The following is a 15,543-nucleotide window of genomic DNA, read 5'->3' on the forward strand; positions in this document are numbered from 1 at the left end:
TTTTAAAACTTATTTTTTGTTGGGTTCACAAAAAAGATCAAACGTATTCATGACCAAATAAATGAGGATAATAACGGCTGAAATCGGCAATATTGAATACACCGTCGACATCGGTAATTGCAGTGCTGGAGAGAGTTGTTGTGTGGTTCTTCCCATTAGGGCGATGCCACCTTGAAGCATTGCTAGAAATACAAATGCGCCAGAAATGATATTGATGAGTACATGTAATGCGATATGTGCTTTACCCTTAAGATAACCATCCAATAACGTTATTGCTAAGTGTCCTTTGATACCGAATAAGTAGCTTGCTCCTAATAAGCCAAGCCATACCATCGCATAACGAGCAAGTTCATCAGTCCAGTTACTTGGATCATTCAAAACATAACGACTAAAGACCTGCCAAGTGACAGTAACGACAAGTAACATTAGTGCAAAAGAAGAGACAAAAAGAATCAGCCTATCAAGTAGGTTTCTGAAAGTTGCTAACATGGTGTGATACCTCAAAAAATTTTGCCTTAGCAAAGCCAAGGCAAAATTATATTTTCACTAAGACTGATTAAAGAGCTTCAATTTTTTCAATGAATGGAGCTAGTTTTGGATCTTTTTTCGCCTCATCAATCATAGGTTTAACAGCTGCACGGAAAGGGGCTTTATCAACTTCAACAAACGTGACACCTTCTTTCACTCCTTTCTCTTTGTTCATGTCATCTGTTGCATCCCAGATTTTGATCTGCTCTTCAAGAGACTCAGCAGCAGCTTCTTTTAAGATCTTTTGCTCTTCTGCCGTTAATGAACCCCATTTGTATTCTGAAATGATGATCACGTCAGGTGTCATCATGTGCTGGTCCATAGAGTAAAATTTGGCAACTTCGCTGTGTTTCATTTCAACTAAGCTAGAAATATTATTTTCAGCACCGTCAATTACGCCTTGTTGCAGCGCCGTGTATACCTCATTGAAAGGTACAGGCGTTGCTTTACCACCTAATAGGTTAACCATTTCCATCATGGTTGGAGAACCCGGAACTCGAACTTTCATACCAGCGAGATCAGCCGGTGAGTTAATGGCTTTTTTAGCGTAGAAGCTACGTGTGCCTGAGTCATAGAATGTAAGACCGATGAAGCCTTTACCTTCACTTGAAAGCAACATCTCTTGTGCAGCTTCACTTCGCATGAACGTTCTCATATGTGGAACGTCACGGAATAAGAAAGGCAGTGCATTAACCTTAAACGTTGGTTCAAAAGATTCGGCTAACCCACCATTGATTTTGGCCATATCAATCGCGCCAGTAACAACTTGCTCCGCTTGGTCACGTTCAGAGCCTAATTGACCGTTTGGAAAGATCTTAATCGTAAGTTCACCATTCGATTTTTCTTTAACTTTATCAGCCATGATCACCATGCCTTGGTGAGCTGCGCTTTCTAATGACATTGCATGCCCTAACGTCAAAGTTTTTGCTTGAGCGCCAAATGCCATAAGAATTGAAGCCGCTGCAATCGTCAGTAGGTGTTTTTTCATGTTCTTCTCCAGAATCCATTTTGTAAGAGGTACAGTTTTTATATGCAACGCTATAGCTAAGTTTGAAATCTAACGTTCTATTGCACATCGCTCATAGCAGTAACGTTTCATTACAATATTCTTACCTCTATGAATTTTGTATTACAATACTATATGTACATTTTGTGAACTAAGGTTTATCTATTGGCCTGAGAACCTAATTGATTGTGATACCAATCATATTTGGGACTAATTAGACCATTAAGCAGTCTAACTTCGGATTTTTTGGGAATTTCGATTACTTTCAACTGCTTTTAGAACAATCTCTTAGCAAAAAATTACCGATGTATTTATGTTATTTTAAGACATTAAATTCAGTTATGGAGCACGACAAAGAAGGTCTCCTCGTTCTAAAACGCGAGTCGTGAACAGTGCTTTGTGAGGTGATGAAGGCAAGGTTTTCGGCTGAATTTAGGTAACAAGAATAGATAAAGGCAATAGAGAGAAGCTTGAGAGGATGAATTATTTGTAACAAAAATCCGAGAGCCTCACAGCCCTCGGATTTTTGTTTTTGGTGTTCTAATTTTTAGGCGTTAGACGAATTACAAATCAGCGCCATAGATATCAAACGTAAAGTACTTAGCGGCGATCTTGTCGTAAGTACCGTTCGCTCTGATCTCTTCAATCGCGGCATTGAATTGTTTCGCCAGTTTTGAATCCTGCTTTCTTAGTGCTAACGCCGTACCCTCGCCAATGTAGGCTTTGTCGGTTACTGCTTTACCTTTAAATTCAAAGCCCTCACCTTCTTTTTTATCTAAGAAAGCTAATGACAGTTGATCCGAGTTGCCAAAGGTTAGATCTAGACGACCATTTTGCAGATCCAGATAAACTTCATCTTGCCCTGTGTAACGCTTAATGTTGGCAACATTGCCAAACTTGTCGGTTACGTAGCGATCGTGAATCGTACCTTGCTGAACACCTATGGTTTTGCCCGCTAAGCCTGCCTGATCGACGCTGAACTCAGCGCTTTTAGCAGCAACAAATACGGCTGGTGTTTGGTAGTACTTATCAGTAAACAAGATCTTACGCTTACGCTCTTCGGTGATACGCATTGACGCCATGATCACATCTGACTTTCTTGCCAACAAACTTGGAATTAGCGAGTCCCAGCTTTGTGAAACCCAAGTACAATCGAGTTTAGCTTGCTCACACAAAGCATCAGCTATCTCAATATCAAACCCGACAGGCACACCGTCGCTGTTTTTATAGTTGAATGGCGGATACGTAAAGTCCGACGCCAAACGGATTTCTTTCGCCTGTACCGTTGTACCAAGTAAAGCGACCGCACAAGCGAGTCCTAGTATTATCTTTTTCATCATTGCCATCCTAGATATGATCTTTATCGAGTTGAGATTGAGTTTCTTTATGTTGAGCTTGTTGAATGTGTTTGCCTTGTTGACTCTGTTCTAATTCGGTTTGGTAACGTGTTAGTGACGTTATCACTTCTAGCATGCTCTCTTGGCTACCAATACTGATTCGAACACAGTTACGCAAAGCCGGTTCATGGTTTTGGTTCCTTGTCACAATGCCGTCCTTCGCCAAGACACTGAACACTTGATGCCCAGCTTTTTGACGCAGCAAAATGAAGTTTGTCGATGAAGGGTAAACAGACTCGATGAAATCAAACTGCGTTAACTCACAAGCAAACCAGTTACGCAGCTCAACCAGATTCTGCGTCGCATCTTGCATCACTGAGACTCGTTCATCAGACAACGCGTCTAATACAATTTGAGATGAGCAATCTGGCATCGGATAAGGTGGAATCAGCTTCGCGACATACTGCATCACATTTTGACTCGCTAAGATAAAACCACAACGAACTGCAGCCAGTCCAAATGCCTTAGACAAAGTGCGAATCACAACCAAGTGCGGATAACGCTCAATAAGGCTAACGGCTGACGTTTGTGGTTCAAATTCGATATACGCTTCATCGACGACCACTAGAGATTTTCCAGTCGTGCCTTCCAGTACCTGAATCAAATCCAATTTAGGAATCACATTGCCCGTTGGATTGTTTGGTGAGCAAAGAAACACGATATTCGCCAGTTTTGCCTTATTCACAATATCAGCGACGTTCAGGCTAAAGTCTTCCTGCAATGGAGAGTCCAAGGTATTAATCGCCAATGCATCAGCGCAAAACTCATACATCGCATACGTTGGAGAGCAGATAAGTATGTTGTCGCACGCCGGTTTACAGAATGTTCTGATCAGCAAATCAATCGCTTCATCTGCACCACGAACAGCCACAGTCGCGGCATCGGTACTACAGTAATCTTGATAAGCCTTAGCAATATCTTGTGGTAAGAAGTCTGGGTATCGGTTGTGACTTGCTTCTCCTTGAAACAGCGAGCTTTCCAATTCATTGGCGTTTAGCCAGACACGTCCATCACCACCAATTCTTCTTGCCGATTGATAAGGTATTAATTTTTTTACAGCCTGAGGCACTAAGCTATCAATAAAAGATGTCAAGAAGCTATCCCTTTCACAAAATCACAATGTCTTCATCATTGCCTTCATATTCAAAAAATGTGACTTATACACATATTGAATCACAAATGATGATTAAGTATTTACATTCAAACAGAACACTATTGATAAATGAATCGAAATAATCACATAATAGCCATGATAAAAAGTCATAGGTAAAGATATGAATCGCACACTTCCTTCAACCAAAACCTTGCTCGCGTTTTTGTCTACGGCAAGGCACCTCAACTTTACACGCGCGGCACATGAGCTCAATGTTACGCAAGGTGCAGTGAGTCGTCAGGTATTGTCGTTTGAAGAAAGCCTTGGCTGTGATCTCTTCTATCGCCATGCTCGCGGATTGTCTTTAACGCCGAAAGGAGAAGAACTGGTTCCCCTGATACAAGGAACGATTCATCAGCTGCAATCGGCTCTAAATCAAGTGGCTAGCTCTCCGTCTAAGATCAAACTCAACGCACCGAGCTGTATTACCTCTTGGCTACTACCTAAGTTGATGTCTTTTCAGCAAGCCTATCCTGAAATTGATGTCGAACTGACGTCGACCATCAAGCACGTCTTCGAACCAAGCTTTGATCCGTTTGACGCCGTAATTACCTATGGTAAGAAGCCAAATCAACAATCGATTATCAGCCAATTATTGTTTAACGAGCAGCTAGCGCCCGTTTGCCAAGCACAAAGCATTACACAGAGCCATCTTGTCGACGACGCATCGACCATCATCAAGCCACACAAGCTTGCCCAATACACTTGGCTACACGCCAACAATGAGCAAAGTGATTGGCGACTTTGGTTAGAGCACATAGGCAGCCACGACCTTTCAAGCAAGAACAACCAACAATTCGCGACACTCGATCAAGCTATGAACGCCGCCATTCAAGGGTTTGGCATTGCCATAGGCGACATCACACTGGCCAAGCAAGATATTGATTTAGGTAGATTGGTAAAAGTGAGTGAAGGCAGTGTTTTCTCTGGAAATGGTTACTTCTTGCTGCAACCCAAGAATCGACAAAATACATCCTTATCTACGCTTGTTGATTGGCTCGTCGATTAGCGGCAATCATTGTTGGTAGGCCTCTTTATAAGCAGCAGGAGAGCGTCATAATGAGAATTTTTCCGTTCTCAAAATGAAACTATTTGATGTCTGTTTCGTATTGATTGTCAGAGAATAGAACGTACCTTCCTTTAACTATTTGAAAAGAAGTTCAATTCTATTTAGCCGGGAATTTATTCTGTTCCGTTGGAGAAAATGGCATTCGAGTTGCTTTGTCATAGATAACCCAACCAATATACAGCAGGTTGCACCAGTTTCACTGCAGCTTGTCACGGAGGATAGGCTATGACCTTACAAAGACATACGTATTACGGCTTGATTCACCATGGAATTAAAACCCTATTAATGGACAGAATTGGCCACTTCACAGAGCGTGAATATCACGAGTATCTCGACTTAACGACCGGTAAATCGACATGTTTTGCCATGAGTGAGCAAGAGCTCGAAAACACCTTAGACAGCTTAAAGAGCGAAGGTTACCTTGAAGATATCAAAAAGCTGATACCTCGCTATCAAACCTCGTCAATGCGATAACCTGCTTCAACTCTTTAAACACGATGAGTGGTTAGATTGAATTAATTGGCACCCAATTGTCTCGAGCTATTTAGCATCGAGACAGTTTTCGTTAGACTGTCAGCAACTCAACTAACTGGATAGTCAGTGTCTCATGAAACAAATTCTTGATTTCATTCCTCTCATTATTTTCTTTGCGCTTTATAAGATGTACGACATCTATACCGCGACCGGCGCTTTGATCGTTGCCTCTGCAGTTCAAATTATTTTGACTTATCTCATCTACAAGAAAGTCGAAAAAATGCAGGTCATCACCTTTCTAATGGTTGCCGTATTTGGTGGCATGACCATCTTCTTGCACGACGACAACTTCATTAAATGGAAAGTCACCATCGTTTACGCACTGTTTGCGATTGGCCTGACGGTCAGTCACATCATGGGCAAATCAGCGATTAAAGGTATGTTAGGCAAAGAGATCACACTGCCTGATTCGGTATGGGGCAAGATCAACTGGGCATGGACGCTGTTCTTTACCCTATGTGCCGTTCTCAACGTTTACGTTGCTTTCAGCCTACCGTTGGATGTTTGGGTCAACTTCAAAGTGTTTGGTCTACTCATCGCGACCTTGCTCTTCACCTTGCTCACTGGTGTTTATATCTATAAGCATCTACCAAAAGACCAGCAGAAAGAGTTAACGGATAAAAATACCGACGAGAAATAGCCCTTAGGGATGAGTCCTCATACCCTATTTGATACAATTATTATCAATATGCGATTGGCCAATGATACTCGTGATCATTGGCCGCTGATTATTTGTGTTCGGTGAAGACGTTAAAAATTAGACCACCACGAGTCTCGTAAACACATCTATTTTTATATAAAACAATCAATACCATTAAGAGTACGACAATGACTATTCAATCAACTTTGAACCCGATTGGTTCTTTACTTCTTCGCACATTAGCGATGCCTTCTGATACAAATGCAGCAGGCCAGATTTTCGGTGGTTGGATAATGTCACAGCTTGACCTTGCTGGCGGCATACTGGCAAAAGAGATCTCTAACGGCAAAATAGTCACCGTTTCAGTATCGAGTATCGAGTTCAAACAGCCGGTTTCAGTAGGTGATGTGGTGTGCGTTTATGGTGACTGTACTAAAATTGGTCGTAGCTCGATGAATATCGACCTAGAAGTATGGGTTAAGCCTGTACTTGATCACGGCATCGGCGACCGTTACAAGGTGTGTGGCGCGACGTTCAATTACGTGGCAGTTGATGAAAGTGGCAAGCCTCGCTCTATCAACAAATAACACCTTTTATTAAGCGTGTGGCACCGATGGTCTTTAGTTTTTATAAATGAAATTACTAGGGCGTATTGACCTTTCGAGCTGACTTTTGCAGCGAATTGCTGGGTATTTATACAAGGCAGAGGCTTTGATGTGTAGCTAGCCTCCATAAGAAGCCGATAACGTAGTAGAAATGACCAGCAAACGCTGCCCGAAGGGTTCAGCTAAAAGCGTTTTACTCTTTGTTGAGGGAGATTTGCTTAGAATGACTAGGCTACTTCCCCCTCGCCGCGATTAAAACGCTTTTGACTAGGCGTCCCCACCCGAACAAAATTTAACCACGAAAGGTCAACACGCCCTAACGACCATACAACTCTCTCGCACCAATTCACAATTTCTTATCATTAGCCCTTCCAATACCAATTAGTTCGCGTAAATTAGCAAGATAGCGAATTTAAACGCCCCAAATTTAGTGAAGTAAAATAAGGATATCTCAATATGTGGTACGTGATTTTTTCTCAAGACGTCGAAAATTCATTAGAAAAACGCCTAAGTGTTCGCCCACAACATCTAGAACGCCTACAAACACTTCACGATGAAGGCCGACTGTTAACAGCAGGTCCAATGCCAGCGATTGATTCAGATAACCCTGGCGAAGCAGGCTTTACAGGTTCAACTGTGATTGCTGAATTTAACTCTTTGGAAGATGCACAAGCATGGGCAGACGCTGACCCGTACATTGATGCTGGCGTTTACCAAAATGTGATTGTAAAACCATTCAAGAAAGTATTTTAACGTGAAAAAATGGATTATTGGCTCACTGGCTTTAGCTCTGCTTGCAGGCTGTGCTTCAAGTGAGCAAGACGAACAAAGACAGCTAGAGATGATGGCGCAGCACCGAGCTGGCGTTTTATCTGCAGGCCTGCCGATTGAGTATGGCCCACTGTCGGTCATGCGCGTGCTAGCAAAAAACACGGTTATCGAAATCATGATGATCTACAACCAAGATGCAAAAGGTGCTAAGCCTTTAAACCAAGTTGTAGACATGAGTGTGAATAGCTACTGCACCAACTCTGAAGTGAGAGCAAACCTTGATATGGGCTTGGCTTACAACATCAAGATTCGCAACACTCGCGGACAACTGATGGTTGAGAAGTTGATCAGCAAAGAGACGTGTCAGAGCAGCAGCTAAATTCTAGCTCGAGATTCGAACAAGTATAAAACCAGAAGGCCTCGCAAATGCGAGGCCTTTGTTTTATGAAGCAATCAAAATCCTAAGCTGAATTATGCCTCGGTTGATTCCCACTCTTTACGCAGTGCTTTAGTTGCCGAAACTAAGTTAGTCAGCGCCGCTTCCGTCTCTGCCCAGTTCCGTGTCTTCAGCCCACAATCAGGGTTTGCCCACAAACGTTCCGCTGGAATTTTCTCTGCCGCTTTCTTAAGTAAATCAACAATCCACTCTTCTGACGGGATGTTTGGTGAGTGAATGTCATAAACGCCAGGTCCAATCGCATTCGGGTAGTTGAACTCTTCAAATGCTTTCAGCAGTTCCATGTTCGAGCGAGAAGTCTCAATGGTAATCACATCGGCATCTAGCGCGGCTACTGAATCAATGATCTCGTTGAACTCGCTGTAACACATGTGGGTATGAATCTGAGTTTCTGGTTTAGCACTTGCCGCTGAGATCTTAAAGGCATCGACCGCCCACTCTAGGTATTCTGCGTGGTCGCGCTTTTTCAATGGCAGACCTTCACGAATCGCTGGTTCATCGATTTGGATAATGTTGATGCCCGCGTCTTGCAAATCAGACACTTCATCTCGCAGCGCAAATGCCAATTGATTAGTGATCTCTTTGCGTGAAATGTCTTCACGTGGGAATGTCCAACATAAGATAGTGACTGGGCCTGTCAGCATCCCTTTCATCTGCTTCGAGGTCAGAGATTGGGCATAGGTCGACCATTCTACGGTCATCGGCTTCTCACGCTCTATATCCGCGACCACAATCGCCGGCTTCACGCAGCGTGAGCCATAGCTTTGTACCCAACCAAACTTAGTGGTTTGAAAGCCTGCTAGGTTTTCTGCAAAGTACTCCACCATGTCGTTACGTTCAGCTTCGCCATGAACAAGCACATCCAAATCCAGTGCTTCTTGACGTTTAACGGCATCCGCAATATGGCCTTTCAATGCAGTGTTATATTCCGCTTCACTCAGTTTGCCAGTGCGGTAAGCGCTACGTTGAACACGGATCTCGCCTGTCTGTGGGAATGAACCAATGGTTGTGGTTGGTAACAGCGGTAAGCCTAACACCTCAGACTGGTGCGCGGCACGTTCTGCGTATGGAGCTGTGCGCTCTGCTAGCGCTTTAGTTATCGTGTTAATACGAGCTTGAACTTGCGGCTTATTCACATGAGTTGCACTCTTGCGTGCAACAATCGGGTGGCTATACGTCTCACACGCTAAAATGGCATTTTGGTCGCCGTCTAACGCCGCACCCAATAAGCTCACCTCAGTGACTTTCTGTTTTGCAAAGGCAAACCAACTCTTCACTTCTTCGCTAAGCGTCTCTTCTAACTCAAGGTCGACTGGGCTATGCAGCAATGAACATGAACTTGCGACCCATAGTTTATCGCCTAGCTTGTCTTTCACAGGTTGCAGCAACTCAAGCTGCGCGGCTAAGTCTGCTCGCCAAACATTGCGTCCGTTGATTGCTCCTGCAGAAAGCACCCAATCTTCAGGTAGCTTGTTCACCACTTCATCGAGTTGCTGGGGTGCGGCAGCCAAATCGATGTGTAAGCCGTTGACGGGCAGTTCCATGATTTTATCTAACGTGTCAGTCACAGAATCAAAGTACGTGGTAAGGAGTAGCTTCACATCACCTTGAATCACCTGATAAGCCAATTTGAATGAATCTGCCCACTTAGTCTCAAGTTCCAGAGAAAGGATAGGTTCATCGATTTGTACCCACTCAACGCCCAACTTGGCCAGTTTTGCCAGAATCGCTTGGTAAGCGGTAAGCAAGCGTGGAAGCAAAGTTAAACGGTCAAAGCCCTCTTCTACTTCCTTGCCGAGATATAAATAAGATAATGGGGCTAGAAGAACTGGCTTCACCTTATGCCCCGCTTTAATCGCTTCACTCACTTCATCAAACAGTTGTGGCCAACTCACTTCAAAGGTGTCGTCTTTACTGAACTCAGGAACAATGTAGTGATAGTTAGTGTTGAACCACTTCGTCATATCTGATGCTGCTGCACCATCTTTAGCGCTTTCAGAGCCGTGCTTAGCGCCACAACAAGTTGGCTGCCTTTGAGATTGTATTTGAGTTTGAGATTGACCGCGACCAACGCGGAACAAGGTATCTAAATCTGGGAAGGCTTTTTCACCTTCTGATCCACCAGCGTGACGCTCAGGTACATGACCTAGAAGTAACGTCGTTGTTAGAACATGGTCGTACCATGCGAAGTCACCCGCAGTTGCAAAGCTTAGATTCGCCTTAGCTTGTACATTCCAGTTACGATTTCTTAGTTCGCTACCGAGTTGCTTTAAATCTGATTGGTTAATCTCACCGCGCCAGTATTTTTCTAAAGTGAATTTGAGTTCGCGTTTTTCGCCGATACGTGGGTAGCCTAAAATATGCGTTGTCGTAGTCATGAACCTGTTCCTTATTCAATAATTTTTAGTGTTCGATCAAACTGCCTAGCTTATGGTTTAAGTTCTTTGCAAGGCGTCTAGATGGCTAAACTATCTCCCTAATCTGAACGATGAACAACGTCCAAATATTCATCTTGTTTATTAAAAATATTCATCTTGAATAATCTAAAGCTGAAAAATTAAATCCATCTGGACATCTAGACGTTTACAAATGAAGGAAAACCCCGTAGGGTGATTATTAAGAAATATTGAATTGGCTTAGGGAATATGAGGAAAACTCATGATAGAGCTTAAACACCTTCGAACATTGACTACCTTAAGAGACAGCGGCTCACTAACTGCCACTGCAACCTCTCTTCATTTGACGCAGTCGGCGCTTTCTCACCAACTGAAAGACCTTGAGGCGCGTATCGGTGGTCAGCTTTTCCTACGTAAAACTAGACCAGTTAAGTTCACCTCTGAAGGTGAGATTTTGCTTAGGCTTGCCGATGAGATACAGCCAAGAATAGCTAAAGCGGAGAACGAACTCGCGAGCCTGAAAGAGGATGTGAATGGTCGTTTGCACATGGCGATTGAATGTCACTCATGCTTCCAATGGTTAATGCCTGCTTTGAAGGAATATCAAGTGGCTTGGCCAAGCGTAACGCTAGATTTCTCGTCAGGCTTTGGGTTTGAGCCGCTACCCGCGCTAATGGCAGGCGAGCTAGATTTGGTGATCACCTCTGATATACAGCCTCGCTCTGAGGTTCACTACGAACCACTCTTTGATTTTGAGATGCGTCTCATCACTGCGATCAACTCGCCTTTGGCAGATCAAGCGAGCATTGACCCGCAAGATCTTAGCGATCTCACGATGCTCTCCTATCCAGTTCAAAAACAGCGTTTGGATGTGGTGAAGCACTTTTTACAACCTGCAGGTGTAGAACCTAAGAAGTGGAAGCAAGCAGACAATACCTTGATGTTGGTGCAAATGGTATCGGCAGGATTAGGTGTCGCGGCATTACCAAATTGGGCAATCAGTGAGTTCTCAAGACAAGGCTTGATAGCCAGCAAGCCGTTGGGCAAAGGGCTTTCAAGAAGACTGTTTGCAGCGGTAAGAAACTCAGAAAAAGACAAACGTTACCTGCAGGCTTTCTTTAGCACAGCAAGACAGCAAAGTAAGAGTCACTTAGATGGCATTGAGGTTGTTTAAGAGATTCATTGTTGGCTAGCTTAAGCCTGTATTAAATCGGAAAGGCAAACGCCAGAAACAAAAAAAGTCACAGATAATCTGTGACTTTTTAGTTTCAGTATCGATGATTTTCGATATCTGTTGATTCGCGAAAATAGACTATCTTGGATAAGACTTAAACTGGTTAGTCAATGGGTCGTATTGATAGCCAAGCATATCGAGCTTGCCCACGACACTTTCTATATCCATTTCATACATACTGATCAGCTCTTCAAAGCTATCGCACTCTAGGCGAAGTTTCTCATTCACGATTCCCAGCAAGATAATGCTATCGAAACCTTTGACGTTGCTTAAATCCATCTCGTACTCCTTACGAACACACCGACTAAAATTAAGTTTAGAACGCTTACCAAGGCCATGCTAAAAAACTGATCACACTTCTTAAAGAGAATGCGTGATTAATGAGCGCACGTAATTAATGAAAGTGCGCGATTAAAGTGCCCACACTGGCGTTAAACCCACAGCCGCAGCCAATAACATCAGTAACGAAACCGTCAGTTGAAGTTTTTCCGGGGTTTTAACGAACAGTAGATGCCAACACCACACCACGATAGCTGAGATTAGCAAAGCAAAGCTGAACAGTAGCGTTGAAATCACTGGTTCTAGTTGAGCTTCAGACAAAGAATAGACACTCACGACTGTTGCCAAAACCACCAACATGCCCGTCAAAATACCAACAACAGGCAGAACACGGTGAAATGCCTGTAAGCGTGTTCTTGCAATCGTCAGCAGTAAATGGCCAAACGCTGAGCCTAACAGTGCCACTAGCAATACAGTAGTGATGATACCAACGGTAGTTGCTTGTTCCGTCGCTTGGATAGCAACGTAAGACAATGCCAAACCACAAGCTAAGTACATCACCCAAATAGGGCCAGAATCGCGTGTCTTCTTAGTTTGAACTTGAGAATAGAAATAAAAGATCGCAAACACGACCAGAAAGGCTTCAATTTTTACTGAGGCAACGGCAAGCCACAGCACGCCAATCGCAGGTAACATCTTGTGGATACGACCACGCTGCCCCGGACAAATATCCCCTTTCACCAAGATGAGGGTTAAGATCAGTTGGGCTCCTAAAAGCATCGGAGCAAATTGTACTAATAACGTTTCGACCATTGTGGATCTACTTCTTCAGACTTATTTTCGCGAATAATATCAAAAACTGCTGCGAACACTAATCAAAATCACAAATTAGCGACGTTATTCAAGGCTTCAACTATGCTGTTGTATGGTTCTTTTGTCGCCATTTACCGTAAAAAGACGAAAGACACCAGAACTAACAGGGGCATGTTCTACTGGCTAGTCTAGGCTCATGCCGCTATAATTCCCGCCTCAAAAATCAGAGGTTGAAATATGTACAGCGATATCACTCCTATTCACGAACACAAAAAATACTGGGCCGAGTGCTACGGAACTGCACCCTTTTTGCCTACCAGTAGAAAGGAGATGGATGCTCTTGGATGGGATAGCTGTGACATTATTATTGTAACTGGTGACGCTTATGTCGATCACCCGAGCTTTGGTATGGCTATCATCGGCCGTCTGCTTGAAGCTCAAGGTTTCCGCGTGGGCATTATTGCTCAACCAAAGTGGGACAATAAAGATGCCTTCATGAAGCTAGGTAAACCTAACCTATTCTTCGGCATCACAGCGGGTAACATGGACTCCATGATCAACCGCTACACCTCTGATCGCAAATTACGTCACGATGATGCTTATACTCCGAACAATGAAGGTGGCAAGCGTCCTGATCGTGCAACTCTGGTTTATTCTCAACGTTGTCGTGAAGCTTACAAAGGCACGCCAATCGTGCTTGGTGGTATTGAAGCGAGCTTACGTCGTGTAGCTCACTACGACTACTGGTCAGATAAAGTTCGCCGCTCTGTATTGTTTGATGCAAAAGCTGACATTCTTCTTTTTGGTAACGCTGAGCGTGCACTGGTTGAAGTAGCACACCGCATTGCCGATGGTGAAGACATGTCTACGCTGACCAATATCCGCGGTACTGCTATCAATCTTCCTGCGGCCCCTGAAGGCTTCAAGATCATTGACTCTTCTCGTATCGAAAAGCCGAACAAAGCGTATGTTCCGGTTAACCCGTACGAAGTTGAAACTCAGTGTGATACCAAGAAAGACGAAAAAGAAGAAGTAAAAGCGCAACCTATTACTATTCGCCCTTCTCGTCACGATGCAAAAACTACAGCGGTTCGTATCCCAGGTTACGAAAAGCTAAACAATGACCGTATTCTTTACGCTCACGCTAGTCGTATTCTGCACCTTGAGACAAACCCGTACTCAGGTCGTGCTCTGATTCAACGTCACGGTGATCGCGAGCTTTGGATTAACCAAGCGCCTATTCCATTGACCACAGAAGAGATGGACTACGTGTTTGGCCTTGCGTACAAGCGTGTTCCGCACCCGATGTACGGCAAAGCGAAAATCCCAGCATACGACATGATCAAAACCTCGGTTAACATCATGCGTGGTTGTTTTGGTGGTTGTTCTTTCTGTTCAATCACAGAGCACGAAGGTCGCATCATTCAGAACCGTTCGAAAGAATCTATCTTGGATGAGATCGAAGACATTAAAGATAAAGTACCGGGCTTCACAGGTACTATTTCTGACTTGGGCGGCCCAACGGCGAACATGTACCGTTTAGGTTGTTCAGATCCAAAAGCTGAAATTAACTGTCGTCGTCCATCATGTGTGTTCCCGAAAATCTGTGAAAAGCTAAACACAGACCATCAACACACTATCGACCTGTACCGCTCTGCGAGAAAAGTACCGGGTGTTAAGAAGATCATGATCGCTTCTGGTGTACGTTACGACTTAGCGATTGAATCTCCAGAATACGTTCGTGAGCTTGTGACTCACCACGTTGGTGGTTACTTGAAGATTGCTCCAGAGCATACTGAAAAAGGCCCACTGGATCTGATGATGAAGCCGGGCATGGGCACTTACGATCGTTTCAAAGAGATGTTCGAGAAGTACAGCGCTGAAGCCGGTAAGAAACAGTACTTAATTCCTTACTTTATCTCTGCTCACCCGGGCACAGAAGATGAAGACATGCTTAACCTAGCAATGTGGCTGAAAAAGCACAACTACGAGTGTGACCAAGTACAGAACTTCTACCCATCGCCAATGTGTAATGCAACGTCGATGTACTACTCAGAGACTAACCCTCTGAAACGCGTGAAATATAAGAAGCGTGAAGATGTTCCTGTGCCGAAAGGTGATCGTCAACGTCGTCTGCATAAAGCACTGCTTCGTTACCACGATCCTGAAAACTGGAAAATCATCCGTGAAGCACTGATCAGCATGGGTAAACAGCACCTAATTGGTGACAAAGCAAACTGCCTAGTACCAGCAGAAGACTTTGATGCACAAACACCGGCACAACGTCGTAAGTCTGGTCGTCACGGTTCACAACGCTTTGCGACTAAGCACAGTAAATCTCAGCCAGGTCTTGGTGGCGAAAGCCCACGTAACCACTCTGGTAAGAAACCGGGTGGCAAGAAGCCGACTGGTAACAGCAACGGTAGCCAAGGCAATGCTAACCAAGGTCGCGGTAATGACAATGGTCGTAAACCAGCGACTGGCTTTATTAAGAAAGGTCCTGGAGGTCAGCAATCGCAAGGTAATGGCGGCGGAAATGGCAAACCAAACCGTAACAAAACGGGCAATGGTCAAGGTGGCAAACCTGCGGGTAACGGCAAGAACCGCCAGCGCGCAGCACAACGCTAATATCGCGAACCAGTTTACTTCGCTATCGTAAAA

Annotated in this window: 15 protein-coding genes; 8 read left to right on the plus strand and 7 right to left on the minus strand. The window is 44.1% G+C overall.

Features of this window, described 5'->3' with window-relative positions:
• Positions 1 to 9: 9 nt before the first annotated feature.
• From AB4154_RS07100 to hisC, 4 genes are all read right to left on the minus strand, one after another.
• Positions 10 to 489: a TRAP transporter small permease gene (locus AB4154_RS07100; RefSeq protein WP_004736522.1), complete on the minus strand. Its 480-nt coding sequence runs from the start codon at positions 487 to 489 to the stop codon at positions 10 to 12.
• Between the two features lie 67 nt (positions 490 to 556).
• Entirely contained in the window at positions 557 to 1,516 is a 960-nt protein-coding gene (locus AB4154_RS07105; protein WP_372122595.1) for a TRAP transporter substrate-binding protein, read from the minus strand.
• 581 nt (positions 1,517 to 2,097) lie between these two features.
• On the minus strand, positions 2,098 to 2,871 hold the full coding sequence (locus AB4154_RS07110; protein ID WP_102398228.1) for an ABC transporter substrate-binding protein: 774 nt from the start codon (positions 2,869 to 2,871) through the stop codon (positions 2,098 to 2,100).
• 10 nt (positions 2,872 to 2,881) lie between these two features.
• Positions 2,882 to 4,024: a histidinol-phosphate transaminase gene (gene hisC, locus AB4154_RS07115; protein ID WP_372122597.1), complete on the minus strand. Its 1,143-nt coding sequence runs from the start codon at positions 4,022 to 4,024 to the stop codon at positions 2,882 to 2,884.
• Between the two features lie 181 nt (positions 4,025 to 4,205).
• On the opposite strand from hisC, the gene AB4154_RS07120 reads away from it, so the two are divergent.
• From AB4154_RS07120 to AB4154_RS07145, 6 genes are all read left to right on the plus strand, one after another.
• Positions 4,206 to 5,093, plus strand: coding sequence for a LysR substrate-binding domain-containing protein (locus tag AB4154_RS07120; protein WP_017063534.1), 888 nt, complete (start codon positions 4,206 to 4,208; stop codon positions 5,091 to 5,093).
• A gap of 285 nt (positions 5,094 to 5,378) precedes the next feature.
• Positions 5,379 to 5,627, plus strand: a complete 249-nt coding sequence (locus AB4154_RS07125) for a hypothetical protein (RefSeq protein WP_017069991.1) — start codon at positions 5,379 to 5,381, stop codon at positions 5,625 to 5,627.
• A gap of 133 nt (positions 5,628 to 5,760) precedes the next feature.
• Positions 5,761 to 6,327: a septation protein A gene (locus AB4154_RS07130; protein ID WP_372110748.1), complete on the plus strand. Its 567-nt coding sequence runs from the start codon at positions 5,761 to 5,763 to the stop codon at positions 6,325 to 6,327.
• Between the two features lie 188 nt (positions 6,328 to 6,515).
• Positions 6,516 to 6,914, plus strand: coding sequence for an acyl-CoA thioester hydrolase YciA (yciA, locus tag AB4154_RS07135; protein WP_009846426.1), 399 nt, complete (start codon positions 6,516 to 6,518; stop codon positions 6,912 to 6,914).
• Positions 6,915 to 7,388: 474 nt separating this feature from the next.
• A complete protein-coding gene (locus tag AB4154_RS07140) occupies positions 7,389 to 7,685 on the plus strand; it encodes a YciI family protein (protein ID WP_004741234.1) in 297 nt (98 codons plus the stop codon).
• Between the two features lies 1 nt (position 7,686).
• Complete coding sequence (locus AB4154_RS07145; protein WP_017062026.1) at positions 7,687 to 8,082, plus strand: GspS/AspS pilotin family protein; 396 nt, start codon at positions 7,687 to 7,689, stop codon at positions 8,080 to 8,082.
• Positions 8,083 to 8,174: 92 nt separating this feature from the next.
• Here AB4154_RS07145 and metE read toward each other — a convergent pair whose 3' ends face one another.
• Entirely contained in the window at positions 8,175 to 10,538 is a 2,364-nt protein-coding gene (metE, locus tag AB4154_RS07150; protein ID WP_372122599.1) for a 5-methyltetrahydropteroyltriglutamate--homocysteine S-methyltransferase, read from the minus strand.
• A 280-nt stretch (positions 10,539 to 10,818) separates the two neighbouring features.
• Here metE and AB4154_RS07155 point away from each other — a divergent pair, with 280 nt between their 5' ends.
• Positions 10,819 to 11,730: a LysR substrate-binding domain-containing protein gene (locus tag AB4154_RS07155; RefSeq protein WP_137001119.1), complete on the plus strand. Its 912-nt coding sequence runs from the start codon at positions 10,819 to 10,821 to the stop codon at positions 11,728 to 11,730.
• 138 nt (positions 11,731 to 11,868) lie between these two features.
• Here the strand turns inward: AB4154_RS07155 and AB4154_RS07160 are convergent, their stop codons facing one another.
• Positions 11,869 to 12,069, minus strand: a complete 201-nt coding sequence (locus tag AB4154_RS07160; protein ID WP_004736508.1) for a DUF4250 domain-containing protein — start codon at positions 12,067 to 12,069, stop codon at positions 11,869 to 11,871.
• Positions 12,070 to 12,201: 132 nt separating this feature from the next.
• Positions 12,202 to 12,882, minus strand: coding sequence for a hypothetical protein (locus tag AB4154_RS07165; RefSeq protein WP_372122600.1), 681 nt, complete (start codon positions 12,880 to 12,882; stop codon positions 12,202 to 12,204).
• A 237-nt stretch (positions 12,883 to 13,119) separates the two neighbouring features.
• Between AB4154_RS07165 and AB4154_RS07170 the strand changes: the two genes are divergently transcribed.
• A complete protein-coding gene (locus AB4154_RS07170) occupies positions 13,120 to 15,510 on the plus strand; it encodes a YgiQ family radical SAM protein (protein WP_372122602.1) in 2,391 nt (796 codons plus the stop codon).
• Positions 15,511 to 15,543 lie beyond the last annotated feature (33 nt).

The sequence above is a fragment of the Vibrio sp. 10N.286.51.B11 genome (genome assembly GCF_041469245.1).
In the GTDB taxonomy this organism is placed as follows: domain Bacteria; phylum Pseudomonadota; class Gammaproteobacteria; order Enterobacterales; family Vibrionaceae; genus Vibrio; species Vibrio crassostreae_C.

Bases quoted from the DNA above. Each gene is read 5' to 3' on its own strand.
- metE (WP_372122599.1), bottom strand. From the start codon at position 10,538: ATGACTACGACAACGCATATTTTAGGCTACCCACGTATCGGCGAAAAA.
- AB4154_RS07140 (WP_004741234.1), top strand. From the start codon at position 7,389: ATGTGGTACGTGATTTTTTCTCAAGACGTCGAAAATTCATTAGAAAAA.
- AB4154_RS07125 (WP_017069991.1), top strand. From the start codon at position 5,379: ATGACCTTACAAAGACATACGTATTACGGCTTGATTCACCATGGAATT.
- AB4154_RS07155 (WP_137001119.1), top strand. From the start codon at position 10,819: ATGATAGAGCTTAAACACCTTCGAACATTGACTACCTTAAGAGACAGC.
- AB4154_RS07130 (WP_372110748.1), top strand. From the start codon at position 5,761: ATGAAACAAATTCTTGATTTCATTCCTCTCATTATTTTCTTTGCGCTT.
- AB4154_RS07120 (WP_017063534.1), top strand. From the start codon at position 4,206: ATGAATCGCACACTTCCTTCAACCAAAACCTTGCTCGCGTTTTTGTCT.
- yciA (WP_009846426.1), top strand. From the start codon at position 6,516: ATGACTATTCAATCAACTTTGAACCCGATTGGTTCTTTACTTCTTCGC.
- AB4154_RS07165 (WP_372122600.1), bottom strand. From the start codon at position 12,882: ATGGTCGAAACGTTATTAGTACAATTTGCTCCGATGCTTTTAGGAGCC.
- AB4154_RS07110 (WP_102398228.1), bottom strand. From the start codon at position 2,871: ATGAAAAAGATAATACTAGGACTCGCTTGTGCGGTCGCTTTACTTGGT.
- AB4154_RS07170 (WP_372122602.1), top strand. From the start codon at position 13,120: ATGTACAGCGATATCACTCCTATTCACGAACACAAAAAATACTGGGCC.
- AB4154_RS07160 (WP_004736508.1), bottom strand. From the start codon at position 12,069: ATGGATTTAAGCAACGTCAAAGGTTTCGATAGCATTATCTTGCTGGGA.
- AB4154_RS07105 (WP_372122595.1), bottom strand. From the start codon at position 1,516: ATGAAAAAACACCTACTGACGATTGCAGCGGCTTCAATTCTTATGGCA.
- AB4154_RS07100 (WP_004736522.1), bottom strand. From the start codon at position 489: ATGTTAGCAACTTTCAGAAACCTACTTGATAGGCTGATTCTTTTTGTC.